The sequence below is a fragment of the Clostridium budayi genome (genome assembly GCF_055396605.1).
This window is the reverse complement of sequence record NZ_AP042456.1, coordinates 2,161,518-2,181,050: the sequence shown is the minus strand read 5'-3', so window position 1 is coordinate 2,181,050 and position 19,533 is coordinate 2,161,518. Positions and strand designations below refer to the sequence as shown.

Genomic DNA, 19,533 nt, shown 5'->3' with positions numbered 1-19,533 from the left:
TATTACTTTAGCATGATAAAGTAATAAAGTGAGGAGGGGATACTGTGAAGAAGAATTTTATGAACTTATTAGTATGGATAATAATAATTTTTATTGGATTTATAATAGTACATTTCTTAAATGAAAATAATAAAGAGCAAAATGATGAAATAATCACTGTAGGTTATGATGATACATTTGTTCCTATGGGGTTTGTGAATAATGATGGACAAGTTGTTGGATTTGATATAGATTTAGCGAAAGCTATTTCAAAGAAGATAAATAAAAAAATAGTATTTAGAGCAATTGATTGGACTATGAAAGAAACAGAACTTAGAAATAAAAATATAGATTTAATCTGGAATGGATATTCAATTACAAAGGAAAGAGAAAAACAAATTGATTTTTCTAATCCGTATATAAGTGATAGGCAAGTAATAATAGTTAGAAGTAATTCAAAAATAAATTGTAAGAATGATTTTAAAGGAAAGAAGATAGGTGTACAAGCTGCTTCTAGTGCTTCAGATGCTTTAATGAAAGATAAAAAGTTTGTAGATAGTTTAAGTAATGGTGGAGTAATTGAGTATCAGTCAAATAATGATGCGTTAATGGACTTAGATTCAGGAAGAATTGATGGAGTAGTAGCTGATGAAGTTCTTGCAAGATATTATATGAATAAAAGAGGAAATGATAAATACAGAGTTTTAAAAGATGACTTTGGAAGAGAGTATTTTGGAATTGGTATAAGAAAAGGTGATACTAAATTAAAGAATGAAATAAATAAAGGATTAAAAGAAGTTATAGATGATGGGGAAGCTAAAAAAATATCAGAAAAATGGTTTGGAAAAGATATTGTAATTAAGGGGGAAGAATAATGGAGAATATTAGAGTCATAACATTTCAATTACTTGGAGGATTAAAAATAACACTATCAGTTTTTATATTAACATTAATTATGTCAATACCTCTTGGAATGATAGCTTCAATTTTAAGAATAAAAGGTAATGTAATTACAAAGAGAATAATAGATTTTTATATATTAATAATGAGAGGAACACCTCTTTTACTACAAATAATCTTTATATTCTTTGGTCTTCCTTTAGTTGGAGTTAGATTTGGAAGATTTACAGCTGCAATTTTTGCTTTTGTATTAAATTATGGAGCATATTTTGCAGAAATATTTAGAGGTGGAATTGAGGCTGTTGATAATGGTCAGTTTGAAGCATGTGAAATGCTTGGCTTATCTGAATGGGATATTTATATAAGAATAATTTTGCCTCAGGCAATTAAAAAAGTTATACCGCCAATTGGTAATGAAGTTATAAGTTTAGTTAAAGATACTGCATTAGTTTATATAGTAGGACTTCAAGATATATTAATGGTTGGAAAAATAGCTACAAATAGGGATGCATCTCTTATTCCATTACTTTTGGTTGGAGTTATATATCTTTTAATAATTATAGTGCTTACATTTTTATTTAAAAAATTTGAAAAGAAATTTAGTTATTATAGATAGGAGGAGAAATTATGCTAGAGGTTTTAGGATTAAAAAAGTGTTTTGGAGATAATAGTATATTTGAAAATTTAAATTTAACTATAGATAAGGGTGAAGTTATTGTTGTTGTTGGAAAATCAGGAGAAGGAAAAACAACTCTTTTAAGATGTATAACTGCACTTGAAAAATGTGATGATGGACAAATAAAAATAAATAATAAAGAACTTTGTAATAATGGAATATATAAAGAAGGAAAAGAACTAAAAAATATTAGAAAAGATATTGGTGTTGTATTTCAAAGCTTTAACTTATTTCCGCACATGACTGTATTAGAAAATATAATAGAAGCACCTATAAAGGTGTTAAAAATGAGAAAAGAAGATGCTAAAAATAGAGCTATTAAAATTTTAGAAAATTTATCTATAGCTGATAAAATGAACAACTATCCAAATGAATTATCAGGAGGACAGAAACAGAGGGTTGCTATAGCAAGAGCTCTTGCGATGGAACCTAGGGTATTATGTTTTGATGAACCTACATCTGCACTAGATCCAAAAACAACTATTGAAGTTTCAAATATAATAAAAGATTTAAGTAAAAAAGGAATTGCAATTATGATAATTACACATGATATAGCTTTTGCAAATAATGTTGCAGATAGAGTATTAAAATTAGAAGATGGTAATTTAAAAGTAAGCTAAAATAACTTTTAAAAAATCTTATAAAAATACTAAGAATTATTTTGTAAAATCTATTGACATAAGAATGTATTAGAGGTATATTATTAACAAATAATAATTATCCATTAGAAAAGGGAGAGAGATTAATATGAAAATTAATATAATATACTATTCAAGTACAGGAAATACAGAAGAAATGGCAAATTTAATTGCAAAAGGAGCTAAAGAAGAAGGTGCAGAAGTAAACCTAATGACATTTGGTGAAGCGTCAGTAGATGATGTTAAAAACTGTGATGTAGTTTTATTAGGAGGACCTGCAATGGGTGCTGAAAATTTAGAAGAGTCAGAAGTAGAACCTTTTGTAGAATCAATAGAAGGCGAAGTATCTGGTAAGAAGATGGTTCTATTTGGATCATTCGGATGGGGCGGCGGTGCTTACATGACAGAATGGGAAAATAGAATGGAAGAAAACGGAGCAGAACTTTTAGAAAAAGAAGTTGTTGTTCAAGAAGCACCAGAAGGTGACGATGTAGAAAAGTTAATTGAACTAGGAAAGAGAATCGCAAAATAAAAATTTATATCATAAACAATTCCCCAAAAGTTTTAAATACATTAGCAAGTTAATTTTAAGGTTAACTTGCTATTTTTTTACTAAAAAATATTGACAAGAATAGAAAACAATAATATAGTATTAATAAATAATGATAATCAATATCAATTAGAAAAGAGGTTTTAATATGAAAGCAAATATAATATTTTGGAGTGGAACAGGAAATACTAAAACTATGGCAGAGCTTTTAGCAAAAGGTATTACTGAAGGTAATGGAGATGTAACTCTTAAAGAAGTATCAGAAGCTTCAATTGAAGACGTTAAAAATTGCGATGTATTATTACTAGGTTCTCCAGCTATGGGAGATGAAGTTATAGAAGAAGGCGAAATGGAACCATTTATTGAAGAAATAGCAGGAGAAGTTTCAGGGAAAAAATTAGTTCTATTCGGATCATATGGTTGGGGAACAGGTGAATGGATGAATATATGGGAAGAAAGAATGGAAAGTCTAGGAGCAGAACTTATTGAAAGAGAAGTTATAGTAAATGAAGCACCAGAAGGTGATGATGAAAAGAAATTAATAGATATAGGATTAAAAATATCTAAATATTAAAAATTAGGAGTAGTGATTTGAAGATGGAGACGAAGCTTAAAAAATTTATGGAAAAATTAAAGGAAATGAACGGTGTTGAATATTTTGAAAAATTTATGTTGTTTTTACTAGCACCAGTTTTAAGTGGTTTTAAACCATCTTCAACTATCACTTTAAAGAAAGATAGTAAAGAATACTTTATATGGAATAATCATAAGGATATATTTTTAAATAAAGTAAATTTAAAATATAAAGTTTTAAGAGAAGATGATAGAGCAATGATTTTACTTATTTATTCAAGTAGCAATTTAAGTAAATGTCTAGAAGATAAAGAAATAAAACAATTTTTAATGAAACTTGGATATGAAGTAAGTTCTAAGTTAGAAAGTTATTTAGATAAGCTTTCAGAAAGATATAAATTATATAATTGTCCACATGAACTTGGGATATTCCTAGGAATACCACTAACAGATGTTGTAGATTTTATGGAGTGTAGTAATAAAAAATGTTTATTATGTGGATACTGGAAAGTTTATAATAACTGTGAAAATGCTTTAAACATATTTAAAAAGTATGATGAATCTAAAGAACGTATTTTAAACTATATAATAGAAGAATATGAAACGGAAAAAATAATATCAATGCTATAGTATATGGTGTAAAAGGAACTTTTTATAATAAAAGTTCCTTTTTATATAAAATATATAACTATATAATGTAGTTTTTTTATTATATAAAAAATTTTGTTTTGCATTAAAAAATTTACAAAAAATTCAAAAAGATGAGGAGGAAAAGTTATATAATATTATGTGGTCTTTAATTTGATATGCTAAGTTTTTAATGTATATGAATTATAGATATAAATATATTAAGGGGAGACGAAAATGGAAAAAAGCAAAGAAGGAGTAAGTGATATTTTTCCCCATAGAAATAATTTAAAGATTAGATTAATATGGGAATCTGCTCTTATTGGATTACTTACAGGATTAGTTATAGTAGCAAATAGAGTGTTAGTTGAAAAATTATCTCCATTACTTATTAAATTTTATACTTATTCAAAGGGGCATCCATTAACTATATTATTAGTATTTGTAATACTTGGTTTAATGGGTTTTTTTGTTGGATGTTTAGTAAAAAAAGATCCTATGATTTCAGGTAGTGGTATACCACAAGTTGAAGGCATACTTATGAAAAGGCTTGAAGTTAACTGGCTTAGAGTTTTAGTATTCAAATTTATTGGAGGAACAGCAGCGTTAATTGCAGGATTATCTGTAGGACGTGAAGGTCCTTCTGTACAAATGGGTGCTGCTATAGGACAAGGTTTCTCAAAGGTATGTAAAAGAATAAATATAGAAGATAAATTTTTAATTACAAGTGGTGCAAGTGCTGGGCTTTCAGGAGCTTTTAATGCTCCATTATCAGGTGTTATATTTGCATTAGAAGAAGTTCATAAAAACTTTTCACCATTAGTTTTACTATCTGCAATGTCAGCATCAATTGCAGCAGATTTTATGTGCAAGAACTTCTTAGGCCTTAATCCAGCACTTGGTTTTTCAGATGTATCTGCTCTGCCACTTAAATATTACTGGACACTTTGTATTTTAGGAATTATTTTAGGATTTACTGGAGTATTATTCAGTAAGGGAATACTAAAAACACAAGATATATATGGAATGTTAAGGAAAGTTCCTATTCAAGTTAAGGTTATGATACCATTTTTATGTGCAGGATTAGTTGGACTTATAGCACCTATTTTATTAGGTGGTGGACATTCATTAATAATGAGTCTTGGAAATGGTAGATTTACAATTACAATGTTATTCTTATTTTTATTAGTAAAGTATATTTTCACATTTTTAAGTTTTGGTTCAGGAACACCTGGAGGTATTTTCTTCCCATTATTAGTTCTTGGAGCTATTGTTGGGAATATATTTGGTATTATAGTTTGCAAAAGTGCTAATATTCCTACTATGTATATAATTAATTTTGTCATTTTTGCAATGGCGGGACATTTTGCATCTATTGTAAAAGCACCTATAACAGGAATAGTATTAATTACTGAAATGTCAGGATCATTTGAACATTTATTAGCATTAACTATAGTAGTAATATTTTCTTATGTAACTTCAGATATTCTAAAATCAGAACCTATTTATGAAAGTTTACTTGAAAGAAGTTTAAAGAAATATGGCAAAGATGATGAGGGAGAACATAAGGCATATCCAAAGAAGACAATTTTAGAAATTTCAGTATTTATGGGTAGCACAGTTGAAGGTCATTTGATAAAAGATATAGAATGGCCAGAGGAATGTCTACTTGTAGGTATAAAAAGAGGTGGAAAGGAAATAATTCCAAATGGTGATACTGAAATATTAGCAGGAGATTTCCTTGTTGTACTAGTTGATGATGATAAGGCTGCAAGTTCAATGGAGGCACTTCAAAAATTATCTACAGAAATAAAAGAATAGAAGGATTATTATATAAAATTTGGTATATACTAAGAGGGTTAGAAGAGTTTCTAACCCTTTTATATTAAAGCATTGGATGTGATTTATTTGGCCATATTAGTAAAAGTAGATGAAGTTAAAAATTTAAATGAAGAAAGAGAAAAGTTTAAATTAAATAAACTCTCTGCAATAATCGCTTTTATAATAAGTATATTCATAGTGAAACTTATATTTACTTTATTTAGAATGGATGGATTACTTGGAGAGTTTGAAGATCTAGTTATTTTATTAATATCATTATTACTTACATATATATATTTAAAAAGAAGATATTTAATAAAGGAACATACTAAAAAAGGTTTTATCAAATTATTAAAAGAAGAGGATGATATAAGTAGTAATATATTACTTCCAGAAGAATTACATACATTAAGTGATAAAAATTATATAATTAAGAATTTAAGATTTAAAAATAGTGGTGGTATTAATTTTATACATACTGCTGTAATAAACAAAGATGCTGTATTTATTATATATATAAGAAATGATATGGGGGATATTAAAGGTAATAAAAGTGATAATAAGTGGAGTGTAATATTTGAAGGTAAAAAGAAAAAAGTAGATAATCCAATTAATATAGTAAAAAAACAAGAAAGTAGATTAAGAGAATATTTAAAGAGAGAAGGATTTTTAATTGATGTAAAATCAATTATTTATTATTCAAATAAAGATATCAATTTTAATATAAAATATGATGAAAAAGAAGTAAGTATATTTAACGAAGATACTGCAATGGACTTAGTTAACTATATAAAAGGATATAAAGGAAATAATAATGTTGATTTTGAAAGTGTATTGGATATTATAATAAAAATAAGTAAATAAATTCAAGTAAAAAGGTGACATAGAAGTACTATGTCACCTTTCTATATTAGAATGGAATAGAATCATTTGAAACCATTTCTAACTTTTCGCTTTCTTCAGTAGATGATTTCTTACTATAATTAATAAACTCAAAAGTTTCTGCAATTATATCCGTACTATATATAGTAGAATCATTTCTAGAAAAACTATTTGTCTTTATGTAACCTGTTATACCAATTTTACTTCCTTTCTTTGCATATTCACAAAGTGCTTCTGCACTTTTATCAAAAATAACAAAAGGAATAAAATTAGTTACTTTTGTTATTTTATTATCTACAGCAAGTGTACATCTAGTATAAGGCACTCCTTTATCCTTTGAATAATTAATTTCTGGATTTCTAGTAAGATTTCCTACTAATAAAACTTTATTCATTAAAATCACTCCTTAAATATATGTGTTTATTTTAAGTATTGACACATATCTAAAAAATATACGAACAAATGTTCGATAAATTATTCTAAATTATTACAATAACAACTCCATGTGGTAATAAAGGATAAAAAATCTGATAAATATGAACAAAGTGTTAATTAAAATTGAATAGTATTTATAAAAATTCATAAATGATTATAAATAAATTCTTTGTAAATGGCGTAAAATAGAACCTTCGTGCAATAAAACTTGCAAATGTATCTAAATTAAGAGCAAATGTATTATTAGGAAATACATAAGAATTTTGATAAGTTGATAAATAAAACGCATAAAATAGCTCTTAAATTAACAAATTAATAATTGGATATAGATAAAAATAAATAGTTTTATATTAAAATGTTAATTAAATTAAAAGAAATCAAAAAACTCCTTGAATGTTAGTCGACTAAGTGGTATAGTTTTATTGTAATCAAAATAAAGACAAAAGAATTTTAAAAAAGATATAATTGCAAAAATAAAAATGAATAAATAAGCATAAACATATGAAAAGGGGAATACAACATGGAAATTACAAAAGACGCTCAGCAAGTAAGCAGATTAAAACATCCACCAGGTTTATATCTCTTATTTTTAACTGAGATGTGGGAAAGATTTAGTTATTATGGATTAAGAGCATTACTAATGTTATACTTAACAACAAGTTTTATTCAAGGTGGTTTAGGATTTAGCGTTAGTACAGCAGCTTTAATATATGGAACATACACAGGTTTTACATATTTTACACCAATAATCGGAGGATATTTAGCTGATAATTACTTAGGTCAAAAGAAATCAGTTATAATTGGTGGAGGAATAATGTTCCTTGGAAACTTAACATTATTCTTAGTTGGTAACAGAGTAGGTCTTTTTGCTGGTTTAGCTTTATTAATAATCGGTAATGGTTTCTTTAAACCAAATATATCAACAATAGTTGGTCAACTTTATAAACCAGAAGATAAAAGAAAAGATTCAGCATTTACAATATTCTATATGGGAATTAACTTAGGATCATTTATAGCTCCATTAATTTGTGGATACTTTGCAGAAAACTTATTTGCAAGCACTGTAAATGGACAAATAGCATATGGATTTAAATATGGATTCTTAGCAGCTGCTATTGGAATGGTAATTGGAGAAATTATTTATATAGTATTCTCACCTAAATATTTAGGACATTTAGGAGAAGAGCCAGCAGCTAAAAAAATAGATAAAAACAGTAATAAATCATATAAAAATGAACCATTAACAAAAGAAGAAAAGAAAAAGGTTGCATCAATACTTATATTAACAACATTTGTTATATTCTTCTGGACTGGATTCGAGCAAGCAGGAAGTTCATTAACAATGTTTGCTGAAAAGCTAACTAACAGAGATGTAATGGGAATGACTGTACCAGTTGCATGGTTCCAATCATTAAACCCAGTATTCGTTTTAATACTTTCACCTATAATGGCTAAGTTATGGATAAAACTTGCAAATAGAAAAAAAGGTGATTTAAGTATTCCAGTAAAAATGGGATTAGGTATGATTATATTAGGAACAGGTTTCTTATTTATGGTACTTGCTGTACACTCAATAGGTGGAGCAGAAAATCCAGTTGCAAAAGCTAGTATGTGGTGGCTTGTAATTACATACTTCTGTAATACTGTAGGTGAATTATGTTTATCACCAATAGGATTATCAATGGTATCAAAACTTGCACCAATTAAATACGCAACACTTCTAATGGGATTATGGCTTGCAAGTAATGGTATAGCTAATATCCTTGGAGGATTTATAGCATCAAACATCGAAAAGTTAGGTGCTGGAGATATCTTTGCATTAATATCAGCAGTAGTAATATCACTTGGGGCAATATTACTAATATTCAGTAAGAAAATCAATAAAATGATGAAATAAAGAAATAAAGAAAAATGACTGCAAAATTTTGCAGTCATTTTTTTATAAGCATTGAAAATAAATAGGTTTTAATTATTGTAAAATCCTACCTTAAATAAAGGTAGGATTTTTTTGTATTTAACTTAGCAAATTAACACATAATAAATTTAGTTACAAAGAAAATGTAATTTAATAATTCCAAAAGGTGGTGAACATAAATAAAGATAAATGAATCTTAAGAAAAATATAATTGAGTAAACAAAAGAAAAGGATGTGAAAATAATATGGGAGATTCAGAAAATAGAAATAAAAAGCTTACCTTATTTCAATTAATAGGTATAAGTATAGCTTTTTATGGTAGCGTTAGAAGCGTACCTACATTAGCAATTGTTGGATGGCAACAAATCTTCTTTATGATAGGTGCTGCAGTCCTTTTTGCAATACCTATTTCATTAATTTCAGCAGAACTTGCAACAGGATGGACAGAAGAAGGTGGATCTCAAGTTTGGGTTAAAGAAGCATTAGGTGAAAGATGGGGATTTGTAACTGCTTGGCTTTTATGGGTTCAACTATTCTTTGGTATGGTTATGGTAAGTTCTACTGTTGGTGTAATGCTTGCATATGCCATAGGAAGACCAGAACTTGCTCAAAATAATGTGTTTATATTCATTATTATAGTTGTTTCATATTGGGCAGTAACATTACTAAACTTTAGATTTGATATGGGAAAAGTAGTTGGTAGTATTGGTGCAGTAGTTGGTATTTATATTCCTTTTGTAGTCTTAGTTGTGTTAGGACTATGGTGGACTTTCAAACATGGAAATGTATATTTAGGACCATTTAATTATAATACAGCAGTTCCAAGTTTAGCATCATTTGATAAATTGTCATTTTTCTCAGGAATAATATTTATATTCTCAGGGTTAGAAATTGCTTCAGTTCATGCAAATAATATAGAGAATCCAAAGAGGAATTATCCAATATCAGTTTTCTTATCAATGGGACTTCTTATAATATTCAATCTTATTGCAGGACTTACAGAAGCTAATACAATACCATCAGATAAAATTGAATTATCAAATATAACTCAACCATTCCAAATTTATTTCAATGAACTTGGAATGCCATGGCTTACAAATGTTATAGCAGGTATGATTGCAATTGGAGTTCTTGCACAGTTAAGTGCATGGGTACTTGGTCCTTCAAAAGCAATGATTAAAGTTGCCGAAGAAGGTAACTTACCTCCAATGTTCCAAAAGAGAACTAAACGTGATGTTCCTGTAGCGTTTGTACTTATTCAAGCAATAGTAGTTTCATTAGTTGCTATCGTTTATGTTGTAGTACCAGATGTTAATAATAGTTTCTTTATGGTTCTAATATTAACAACTATTTTATATAGCATAGTTTACATATTTATAATACTTGCTGAATTAATTTTAAAATACAAAAAACCAGATGTACATAGAGCATTTACTATACCAGGTGGTAAAACAGGTATGTGGATAACATGTATATTAGCATTTATCGGTGTATTTTTAACAATAGCAGTAAGTTTTATACCACCAATTTCAGTCCCAGAATCAGGACGAATGATGTATATTCTATTCCAAGTAATTGGAACATTAATATGCTTTATATCACCATTAATAATATATGCCTTTAAGAGGGACTCTTGGAAAAAATCAAACGCAAAGGAGAAATAGAAATGAAAGATGATATTAAAAAAGTAGATGATACTGAAGACATTAACTTAAAAGCAATGTTTTTAGGACCTAAATCAGAAAATGAGGATTTTTTTGAAGAAAGTTTATTAAGATTATTTAATGACCATGCTGAATGGAGAAAGAATTTCCATCCAGAAGATGAAACTATAATTAAAGTTTCAGATGAACGTAAGGAAAGTTTCCTTGTAAGTAAAGATAAATTAAAAGAAGTTTTAATTGAATTATCTTCAAAATTAAGAGCAGGTTCAGTTCCATGGCATTCACCAAGATTCTTAGGACACATGAACTCAGAAACTTTAATGCCAGCTTTATTAGGATACTTTGCAGCTATGTTATACAATGGTAACAACGTAGCTTATGAATCATCTCCTGCAACATCACAAATGGAAGAAGAAGTTGGAGAAGATTTCTGTAAATTAGTTGGCTACAATGAAAATGGTTGGGGACATATTTGTGCTGACGGTTCAATAGCTAACTATGAAGGTTTATGGTATGCAAGAAATATTAAATCAATACCTCTTGCAATGAAAGAAGTTACACCAGAACTTGTAGAAGGAAAGTCAGAATGGGAACTTTTAAATATGAGCGTATGTGAAATACTTGACCTTATGGATAAAGCAGGTGAAAAACTAGATGAAATAAAAGAACATTCAGCTAGAGGAATGGGAGATAAAATAGGTAAGTTAGGTAAATGGTTAATACCACAAACTAAGCACTATTCATGGCTTAAAGCTGGAGATATTCTTGGTCTTGGTGTTGAATCTGTAGTTCCTGTAAAGGTTGATAACAACTACAGAATGGATATGAATGAATTAAGAAAAACAATAGAAGAATATACAAGCAAACAAATTCCTATACTTGGAGTTGTTGGTGTTGTTGGATCTACAGAAGAAGGTGCAGTTGACCATATAGACCAAATTGCTGAAATAAGAGACGAATTCTCAAAGAAGGGAATTAATTTCTATATACATGTAGATGCAGCTTATGGTGGATATGCAAGATCAATATTCTTAGATGAAGATTATTCATTTATACCAGAAGATAAATTAAAAGAAAAGATGCTAGAACATGGTGCTATTTTAGATGAAAGCACGAAGTGGCCAACAACTGAAGTTTATAATGCATTTAAAGGAATGGAAAAAGCAGATACTATTACAATTGACCCTCATAAAATGGGATATATTCCATACTCAGCTGGAGGGATTATTGTAAAAGATAAGAGAATGAGAGATTCAATATCATACTTTGCAACTTACGTATTTGAAAAAGGAGCAGATATACCATCACTTCTTGGAGCATTTATGCTTGAAGGTTCAAAAGCTGGCGCTACTGCTGCTTCAGTATGGACTGCACATAGAACAATGCCTCTTAACATAACTGGATATGGTAAGTTAATTGGTGCAGGTAATGAAGGTGCATATAAATTATACAAGAAATTAGAAAACCAAAAATCATATCAAGTTGGAGATAAAGTAGTAGATGTTTATCCATTAGTTAGACCAGACTTTAATATGGTTGACTTTGTATTTAATGTTCATGGCAACACAGACTTAAAGGTTATGAATGACTTAAACCATGACTTCTATGAAGAAGCTTCATATGTAAAAGAAGCATTATACGTTAATGATTTCTTAACTTCTCATACTGACTTTACTGTTGGAGATTATGGAGACTCACCACGTATGTTTGTTGAAAGCTGTGGAATACCAACAGAAGAATGGGAAAAGGTTAAGAAGGTAACTATATTAAGAGCTTGTGTATTATCACCATTCTTAAATTGTGAAGAAGTATTTGATGAATATATGAAGAAGATGGATGCTGCTATAGTTGAAAAGCTAGATAATATATTAAATAAAAGATAAAAGAATATAAAAATTACATAAATAACTTACACTAAAAAAGAGTGCCATAAAATTTTTATGACACTCTTTTAATTTGGAAGTATTGTAACGGTACATTTGACACAAATTAAAACTAAGGAATAATATTAATAGAAAAGAAGATAATATAAGGAGAAGAAAAATATGAAAAAAGTTAACACACCAAGACTTGTTATGTATTCAATGTTTGCTGCATTAGTATTTTTAGGTACTTATTTGCATATTGAAGTTCCAATAGGAGGTGGAGTTTCAATGGTACACTTAGGCACAACAGTAATATTTATAGTAGCAGTTTTAATTGGAGAAAAAGCAGCTATTCCAGCAGCTATTGGAAGTGCTCTTATGGATGCATTAACACCAGCTTTTGCATTATGGATTATACCAACATTTATAATAAAAGGACTTACTGGATATGTTACGGGTAAAGTTGCATTTATGAATGGAAAAGAAGGAAATAGTACAATACTTAATATTATTGCTTTTTTATGTGGAGGAATAGTATCATTAGTTGGTTATTTTATATTTAATTGGGCACTATTTAAAGGATGGCAAGGTGCTGTTGTTGCACTTTCAACATCAATAATAACAACAGCTATAGGATTAGTTATAGCAATACCATTATCAATGGCTGTTAAAGCAAGTACAAAAGGATTATTACAAAAAATGAATCATTAGAAACGGAGAGATAAGACTTTGAAAAAGCCTATTAAAAGAGCGTTAGTTATTCATAGTCTTTGTAGCGTAGGTAAAGCATCTCTTACAAATATAATGCCTATTATGAGTATTAGAGGAATTGAGGTTTGTCCAGTGCCATCAGTAGTATTATCAAGTCATACTGGTGGATTTCAGGATATAGCAAAGCTAGATAGCAAAAACTTTATAAAAGAAGCTACAAAAAGCTTAGATGAAAATGGAATTAACTTTGATTTGAATTTCATTGGTTATTTAGGAACTATAGATAAAGTAAAAGATACTATAGAATACCTTAAAAGAGAAGTAACTGGAGTAACTATAGTAGACACTATATTTGGGGATAATTATAAATTATATTCTGGATTTACTTTAGAGTATGTAGAGGAACTTAAAAATTTAATTAAGTTAAGTGATGTTATTACACCTAATTTTACAGAGGCTTTATATTTAACTAACAGAGAGATAAAAGATAATTACACTGAAGATGAAATAATAGATATAATAAAAGATCTAAAGAAAATTGGAGCTAAAAATATTATAATCACATCAGTTCCATCAGAGGAAGATTGTATAGGAATTGCTGTATGTGATGGAGAGAAAACTTCTATTATACATCATAAAAAACTTGAGAAATCTTATGGTGGAACAGGGGATATATTTACTGCTGTATTATGTACTGAAATATTAAAAGGAACTAATATAATGGAAGCAGTTAATTACTCATCACTATTTGTTAAAGAGTGTATAAAAGAAAGCATGAAATATGACTACCCATCTCGTGAGGGTGTATTATTAGAAAAACAAATATATAAATTATTATAAAAAGAACTATTTCGCTTTTATATAGAGTGAAATAGTTCTTTTTTTATTTTATTAGAGAGTGTGAATTAATAATTGGTACATTTTTTATGATTTATTTATTATTAATTAAAATATTATTTAGTCAAATAAATTTAAATAATACATTCTAAATAATAAATATTAATTTAAATTGTATTAAATTTAATTTAGCATATTTTATATTAATATCGTATATCTAAAGAATTAACAGAAATTTTGACGAAGAAAAGATATAGACGAAATTTAAAAAAACAAATGTATAATTAAGGTATAAAAGGGAAAAAGGGGGAATTTTGATGAAAAGAAAAACTAGGTTTATGGCATTATTAGTTATATTCACTTTAATTATACAGTTAATACCTACAAACCTAATTTATGCAAAAGCAAAGGGGAATGAAAAACAAAAAACAGAAAAAGTAAACGACTTTACAAGCTTGTACAATTATTCATTAATATCAACAGGGGACAAAACTTTAGATATTAGTGGATCAGAAAGTAATATCAGTAATAATGTATTATCAAATGGTACATTTAACTTCTTTGGAAGTAGATTAAATATTGGAGCTAGCTGTATAACTAAAAATAAAATTACAACAGCAGGAGCAGAAATTAATATTAAAGAAAAACTTGAAGAATACGGGGAAATAAGTATTCCATCTCTAGATAAAGATATAAATAAAATGTTAGAAGATGGATTTAAAACTTATGATGAAGACAAATTATTTAATGATGAGGAAAAAGTTGATACATCAATAAAAGTTAATGGAAATATAAAAATTGATGGAAAGGAATTTAAAGGTGATAAATACATAATAGCATCACAAGATATAAATTTATCATCTCGAAATACTAGTAATAATAGTGAAAAAGGATTTGTACTTTATTCTGAAAAGGGGAATATTAACATATCATCTTCAAATGTAAATATGAATGGATTAATATATGCTCCAAATGGAACTGTTACAATTACTTCAGCTAATTTTAATTTGAATGGGTTAATAATTGCAAAAAATATAGTTTATAGAGGAAGTAGATTTAATATAAAAGTTTTTGAAGGACTAAAAGATTTAGTGCCAACAGAAATCAAGTTAGAGCTGGCTGATAAGGATAAGGACGGATGTCCTGATTTCTTAGAAGATAAATTAGGTCTTAATAAAGACAAGGCAGATACAGATGAAGATGGATTATTAGATGATTTTGAGGCATTAAAATTATTAAATGCTACAGATGGAACTAAAAAAGATACAGATAATAATGGAATATCAGATGCAGATGAGGATACAGATAAAGATGGTTTAAAAAATATTGATGAACAAAGACTTGTATTAGATCCATTAAGCCCAGATACAGATAATGACGGATTATTAGATGGAGATGAGATAAATAAATTTGGAACAAATGCATTAAAGAAAGATACAGATGATGATAAATTAAATGATGGGGAAGAAAAGAAACTAGGAACAAATCCATTAAATCCAGATACTAATGGTAATGGAATATTAGATGGTGATGAAAAATATAATCAGTCATTTGAGGATTCACAAACAGGAGCTAAAGTAGATATAGTTGCAAATGGAGATATATCAAATGATGTAAGAATTAAGGAAGTAAGTGAAGATTCTGTAGTTAATAAATTAGATTGTCTAGTTTCAAAGCCTGTTGATATTCAGCTAGATAAAGAATTTGAAAAGGCAACAGTATCTTTAGAAGTTGACTCATCTAAGTTACCTAATAATGATATAGAGAATGTACAAATTTTCTATTTTGATGAAGAATTAATGACAATGGTACCATTAGAAAAACAAGGAATAGATAAAGAAAATAATAGGGTTTGGGGTGAAACAGATCATTTCACAACGTTTGTATTATTCTATGTACCAAATTGGTATACATTATGGCAAGCACCATTAAATAAAGGAAATAGAGATGAAGCAGATTTAAAATATATAGACATGATGTTTACCATTGACTGTTCAGGTAGTATGTCCTCAAGTGATTCTCAAGGTAATAGAAAAGAGGCTGCTAAAAGATTTGTAGATGGTTTAATAAAAGGGGATAGAGCTGGAGTTGTAGCATTTGAAAGTTACGCACAATTATTATCACCATTAACTGAAGATTTAGAAGATGTTAAAAAGAATATTGATAGAGTTTGGGAGTGGGGAGGCACTAATATTGGTGCTGGTGCTGATATGGCAAATAACGAGCTTATAAAAAATGGAAGGAAGGATGCTGTAAAAGCTCAGATATTATTGACTGATGGAAGTGGCTCATATAGCTCAAAGACTATAAAGGATGCAATAGAAAATGAAATTATTATATACACAATAGGATTAGGCAGATATGTAGATTCAGCAAGATTAAAGGAAATGGCAGAATCAACAGGAGGTATGTATTTCCCAGTAGTTAATTCAGAAGATTTACCAGATGTATTTGATAGAATTCAAGATGAGACTGGGAAAGTGGTAGATACTGATGAAGATGGAGTACCAGATAATGTTGAGGTTGAAGGAATTAGAGATGGTTTAGGAAATATTTATTATACTGATCCAAATAATCCTGATACAGATGGTGATGGTAGAACAGATGGACAAGAAGTCGGGGATATTCTTTCAAATAAATACAATGAATATTATTACATGGATAGTGATCCAACTGTTGCAGATACAGATGGTGATGGATTATCAGATTTAGATGAATCAGAATTAGGAACTAAATCTTATGACCCTGATAGTGATTTTGATGGATTAATTGATTGTGATGAAGTTAATATGGGATATAACCCTATAAATAGGAATAGCGATAATGATTCATATGATGATAAAGAAGAATATGAAAAAGAGTTAGATCCATTCTTCTATGATAAGGTTTGGTATGAGCATATAAAAGATGTAGCAGCAGGAGCACTTTGGGGAGATGCAGGTAATTTTGCAGTATCATGGGGATTAATGGAAGACTATACATGGAATTCCCTTGGATATATTGGTGGACATATAGCTTCAGGTTTAGCTGCAATTGGTGATATAAGAGATCTTATAGCATCTGTTGCTAATGGAGATGTTGTTAGTAGTATTCTTAACTTATTAGGTTTGGTTCCTGCATTTGGTGATGCAGGTAAAATAGCTAGTAATTTAGTTGAATTTGGAGGTAGAAATGTTGATAATATTCCTAAAATGGTTACCTATATTACTAGAGAATTAGAAGATTCACCAGAGGTATATAAAGTTGTAAGTGAGTCAATACTACCAATTGCATGTAAGAATTCAGAGGTACTTGGAGACTTAAAATCATTTAATAAAGTTGATAACGATACTTTATTAGAACTTGCGAAAAAAGCAAATAAGCTTGATGTAATAAGTGATTTAAGTAAAAGAGGATTATGTAAATTATCAGATGAAATATTTAGTGCAGCTGATAAGGCAATAATAAATAATAGGGTTATAAAGTTCTGGGGAGAAAATTTATCTCCAAAAGTTTTAGCAGAGGCAACAGCAACAGAAGGAGCAATATTAAAATATGAAAATGAAGGATATAAATTAGTGTATGCTCAAAGAAAAAAACTTAGAAATGGAGTACATGGACCTGATATAATAATGCAAAAAGGTGACGATGTGCTTATTATTGAGGCTAAAGGATCTTATGCAGAAAAAGCAATAATGTCTGATGGAAAGAAAAAAGGGACAAGATTAACAGCAGAACTAAAAAATGATGAGAATAAAAAAATATTAGTATCATATTTGTCAAGAGAATGGTTAAGTATTGGTGCAGATAAAAGATATATGAATAGTTTTGAAAAATTAGCTAATCAAGGATTAAGTGAAATCCATGGTCTGAATTATGAGGAAGCTTTAAATATAATGGATAATATCATTCGTAATAAAGGAAAATATAAAGCTTCTGTTGTATATGGAGGAGTTAAAAATTCTAATATTAATTGGGGAAGCAATATTTCAGATTATATAGAAGAATTATTAAATGAAAATAATGCTAGTAGTATAGAAATGTTAAAGTTTGATATGTAGAAGGTGATAAAAATGGGATATGCATCAAAGAAAATAGATAAAAAATATTTAGAAGGAAGAATAGAAAGTTATGAAAAGAGAGGAGTAACCAACTGGGGGAGGGCAGAAGTTTGTGCTAGAGCAAGTTTGTATCTTGATAGAGAAGATAAAGCTAAAGAGTACTTTGAAAAAGCGTCATATATGATTGATACTTTAATAGGTATTTGTAAAGAGGATAATGCTTTATATGAATTATCTAGAGCTATTCATATGAAAGCTAATTTTTTAAGATTATCAGGAGAAGTTAAGGAAGCAAAAGCTGTGTACAGAGAGGCAAAAGAAATGTATGAACAACTTTTGGAAGAAAATAAATATCCTTACTATAGAGATAGGTATATAGGAGGGTATATAAGTACATTATTCTTTTTAAAAGAGTATGAAAAGTGTCTTACTTTTGGAGAAGAATGGGAAGAAACTTATCCAGTATGGTTATCAAGGGCAATTTTAAATAATGATAAAGAATCAATAGGTAAAATGATTGAAAGAACAAAGAGACATGCAAAAGAAGTAAGAATCGGTCCAGGCGAAGAAAGTGGAAGTACTACATCTATATGGGACTGGTATGAAATAGGGATGAAATTATTAGGGCTACCATCAAGAATAGACTATATAGACTGGTAGAGGAAATAAAAAAGGACTTGGTAAGTAATATCAAGTCCTTTTGTAAAATTTTAATATGTATAAGGGGGAGAAAATGGGGTATGCATCAAAGAAGATTAATAAAAAATATTTAGAAGAAAGGATTAAATCTGAAAGAATAAAAAAATTTGTTTATACAGGAGATTGTGAAGTTTACGGAAGAGCTTGTATGTATTTAGATAAGAAAGAAGAATCAATAAATGCATTTAAGAAGGCTGCTGAATTAGAGGATATATTAATAGAAAGAATCAGATTAGGAAGTGCAGTTGGGGATATTTCAAAGGAAGTTCATAAGAAAGCTAACTTTTTAAGATTGGCAGGAGAAATTGAAGAAGCAAAAGATGTGTACAGAGAAGCAAAAGAAATGTATGAACAACTTTTGGAAGAAAATAAATATCCTTATTATAGGGATATGTATATAGAAAGATATCTTTGTACATTATTTTTCCTGAAAGAATATGAAAAGTGTATTGATTTTGGTAAGGATAAAGAAGAAATTTATCCAGTAGCATTTTCAAGGGCAATATTAAATAATGATAAGGATGCTGTTGGTAATCTTATTGATAGAATAAAACGTCATGCAAAAGAAGCAAAAGTTGGTCCGGGAGAAGAAGATGGAACTGTTATAGCGATATGGGACTGGTATGAAATAGGTATGAAATTATTAGGACTACCATCAAGGATAGACTATATAGACTGGTAGAGGGAGTAGAAAAAAGGACTTGGTAAGTAATATCAAGTC

General features: G+C 28.6%; 17 protein-coding genes. 16 read left to right on the top strand and 1 reads right to left on the bottom strand.

Features of this window, described 5'->3' with window-relative positions:
* Nucleotides 1-44: 44 nt before the first annotated feature.
* From ACZ5TJ_RS10460 to ACZ5TJ_RS10425, 8 genes are all read left to right on the top strand, one after another.
* On the top strand, nucleotides 45-854 hold the full coding sequence (locus tag ACZ5TJ_RS10460; RefSeq protein WP_464199465.1) for an amino acid ABC transporter substrate-binding protein: 810 nt from the start codon (nucleotides 45-47) through the stop codon (nucleotides 852-854).
* Nucleotides 854-1,495, top strand: coding sequence for an amino acid ABC transporter permease (locus tag ACZ5TJ_RS10455; RefSeq protein WP_464199463.1), 642 nt, complete (start codon nucleotides 854-856; stop codon nucleotides 1,493-1,495). The genes ACZ5TJ_RS10460 and ACZ5TJ_RS10455 overlap by 1 nt, the downstream gene beginning before the upstream one ends.
* Nucleotides 1,496-1,506: 11 nt before the next feature.
* Nucleotides 1,507-2,175 carry an amino acid ABC transporter ATP-binding protein gene (locus ACZ5TJ_RS10450; RefSeq protein ID WP_464199461.1) on the top strand — a complete coding sequence of 223 codons (669 nt, stop codon included), beginning with the start codon at nucleotides 1,507-1,509 and terminating at the stop codon, nucleotides 2,173-2,175.
* A gap of 127 nt (nucleotides 2,176-2,302) precedes the next feature.
* On the top strand, nucleotides 2,303-2,725 hold the full coding sequence (locus ACZ5TJ_RS10445) for a flavodoxin (RefSeq protein WP_464199459.1): 423 nt from the start codon (nucleotides 2,303-2,305) through the stop codon (nucleotides 2,723-2,725).
* 166 nt (nucleotides 2,726-2,891) lie between these two features.
* Nucleotides 2,892-3,317, top strand: coding sequence for a flavodoxin (locus ACZ5TJ_RS10440; protein WP_464199458.1), 426 nt, complete (start codon nucleotides 2,892-2,894; stop codon nucleotides 3,315-3,317).
* A 23-nt stretch (nucleotides 3,318-3,340) separates the two neighbouring features.
* Entirely contained in the window at nucleotides 3,341-3,946 is a 606-nt protein-coding gene (locus ACZ5TJ_RS10435) for a DUF3793 family protein (RefSeq protein WP_464202317.1), read from the top strand.
* A 234-nt stretch (nucleotides 3,947-4,180) separates the two neighbouring features.
* The gene (locus tag ACZ5TJ_RS10430) at nucleotides 4,181-5,764 is read left to right on the top strand and encodes a ClC family H(+)/Cl(-) exchange transporter (protein WP_464199457.1); all 1,584 of its coding nucleotides are present in this window, start codon (nucleotides 4,181-4,183) and stop codon (nucleotides 5,762-5,764) included.
* Nucleotides 5,765-5,851: 87 nt separating this feature from the next.
* Nucleotides 5,852-6,628 (top strand): nuclease-related domain-containing protein, encoded by a 777-nt coding sequence (locus ACZ5TJ_RS10425; RefSeq protein ID WP_464199455.1) that lies wholly within the window; start codon nucleotides 5,852-5,854, stop codon nucleotides 6,626-6,628.
* Between the two features lie 46 nt (nucleotides 6,629-6,674).
* Here ACZ5TJ_RS10425 and ACZ5TJ_RS10420 read toward each other — a convergent pair whose 3' ends face one another.
* The gene (locus ACZ5TJ_RS10420) at nucleotides 6,675-7,040 is read right to left on the bottom strand and encodes a single-stranded DNA-binding protein (RefSeq protein WP_464199453.1); all 366 of its coding nucleotides are present in this window, start codon (nucleotides 7,038-7,040) and stop codon (nucleotides 6,675-6,677) included.
* Between the two features lie 561 nt (nucleotides 7,041-7,601).
* Here ACZ5TJ_RS10420 and ACZ5TJ_RS10415 point away from each other — a divergent pair.
* From ACZ5TJ_RS10415 to ACZ5TJ_RS10380, 8 genes are all read left to right on the top strand, one after another.
* Nucleotides 7,602-8,978 (top strand): peptide MFS transporter, encoded by a 1,377-nt coding sequence (locus ACZ5TJ_RS10415; protein ID WP_464199451.1) that lies wholly within the window; start codon nucleotides 7,602-7,604, stop codon nucleotides 8,976-8,978.
* A gap of 263 nt (nucleotides 8,979-9,241) precedes the next feature.
* Complete coding sequence (gene tyrP, locus ACZ5TJ_RS10410) at nucleotides 9,242-10,660, top strand: tyrosine-tyramine antiporter (protein ID WP_464199449.1); 1,419 nt, start codon at nucleotides 9,242-9,244, stop codon at nucleotides 10,658-10,660.
* Nucleotides 10,661-10,662: 2 nt separating this feature from the next.
* The gene (gene tdc, locus ACZ5TJ_RS10405; protein WP_464199447.1) at nucleotides 10,663-12,543 is read left to right on the top strand and encodes a tyrosine decarboxylase; all 1,881 of its coding nucleotides are present in this window, start codon (nucleotides 10,663-10,665) and stop codon (nucleotides 12,541-12,543) included.
* Nucleotides 12,544-12,705: 162 nt separating this feature from the next.
* Complete coding sequence (locus ACZ5TJ_RS10400; protein ID WP_055207139.1) at nucleotides 12,706-13,236, top strand: ECF transporter S component; 531 nt, start codon at nucleotides 12,706-12,708, stop codon at nucleotides 13,234-13,236.
* Between the two features lie 18 nt (nucleotides 13,237-13,254).
* Nucleotides 13,255-14,076, top strand: coding sequence for a pyridoxamine kinase (locus ACZ5TJ_RS10395; protein ID WP_464199444.1), 822 nt, complete (start codon nucleotides 13,255-13,257; stop codon nucleotides 14,074-14,076).
* Between the two features lie 314 nt (nucleotides 14,077-14,390).
* Nucleotides 14,391-18,113, top strand: a complete 3,723-nt coding sequence (locus tag ACZ5TJ_RS10390; protein ID WP_464202315.1) for a VWA domain-containing protein — start codon at nucleotides 14,391-14,393, stop codon at nucleotides 18,111-18,113.
* A gap of 12 nt (nucleotides 18,114-18,125) precedes the next feature.
* Nucleotides 18,126-18,773: a hypothetical protein gene (locus ACZ5TJ_RS10385; protein ID WP_464199442.1), complete on the top strand. Its 648-nt coding sequence runs from the start codon at nucleotides 18,126-18,128 to the stop codon at nucleotides 18,771-18,773.
* 73 nt (nucleotides 18,774-18,846) lie between these two features.
* Nucleotides 18,847-19,494, top strand: coding sequence for a hypothetical protein (locus ACZ5TJ_RS10380; RefSeq protein WP_464199440.1), 648 nt, complete (start codon nucleotides 18,847-18,849; stop codon nucleotides 19,492-19,494).
* Nucleotides 19,495-19,533: the final 39 nt, after the last annotated feature.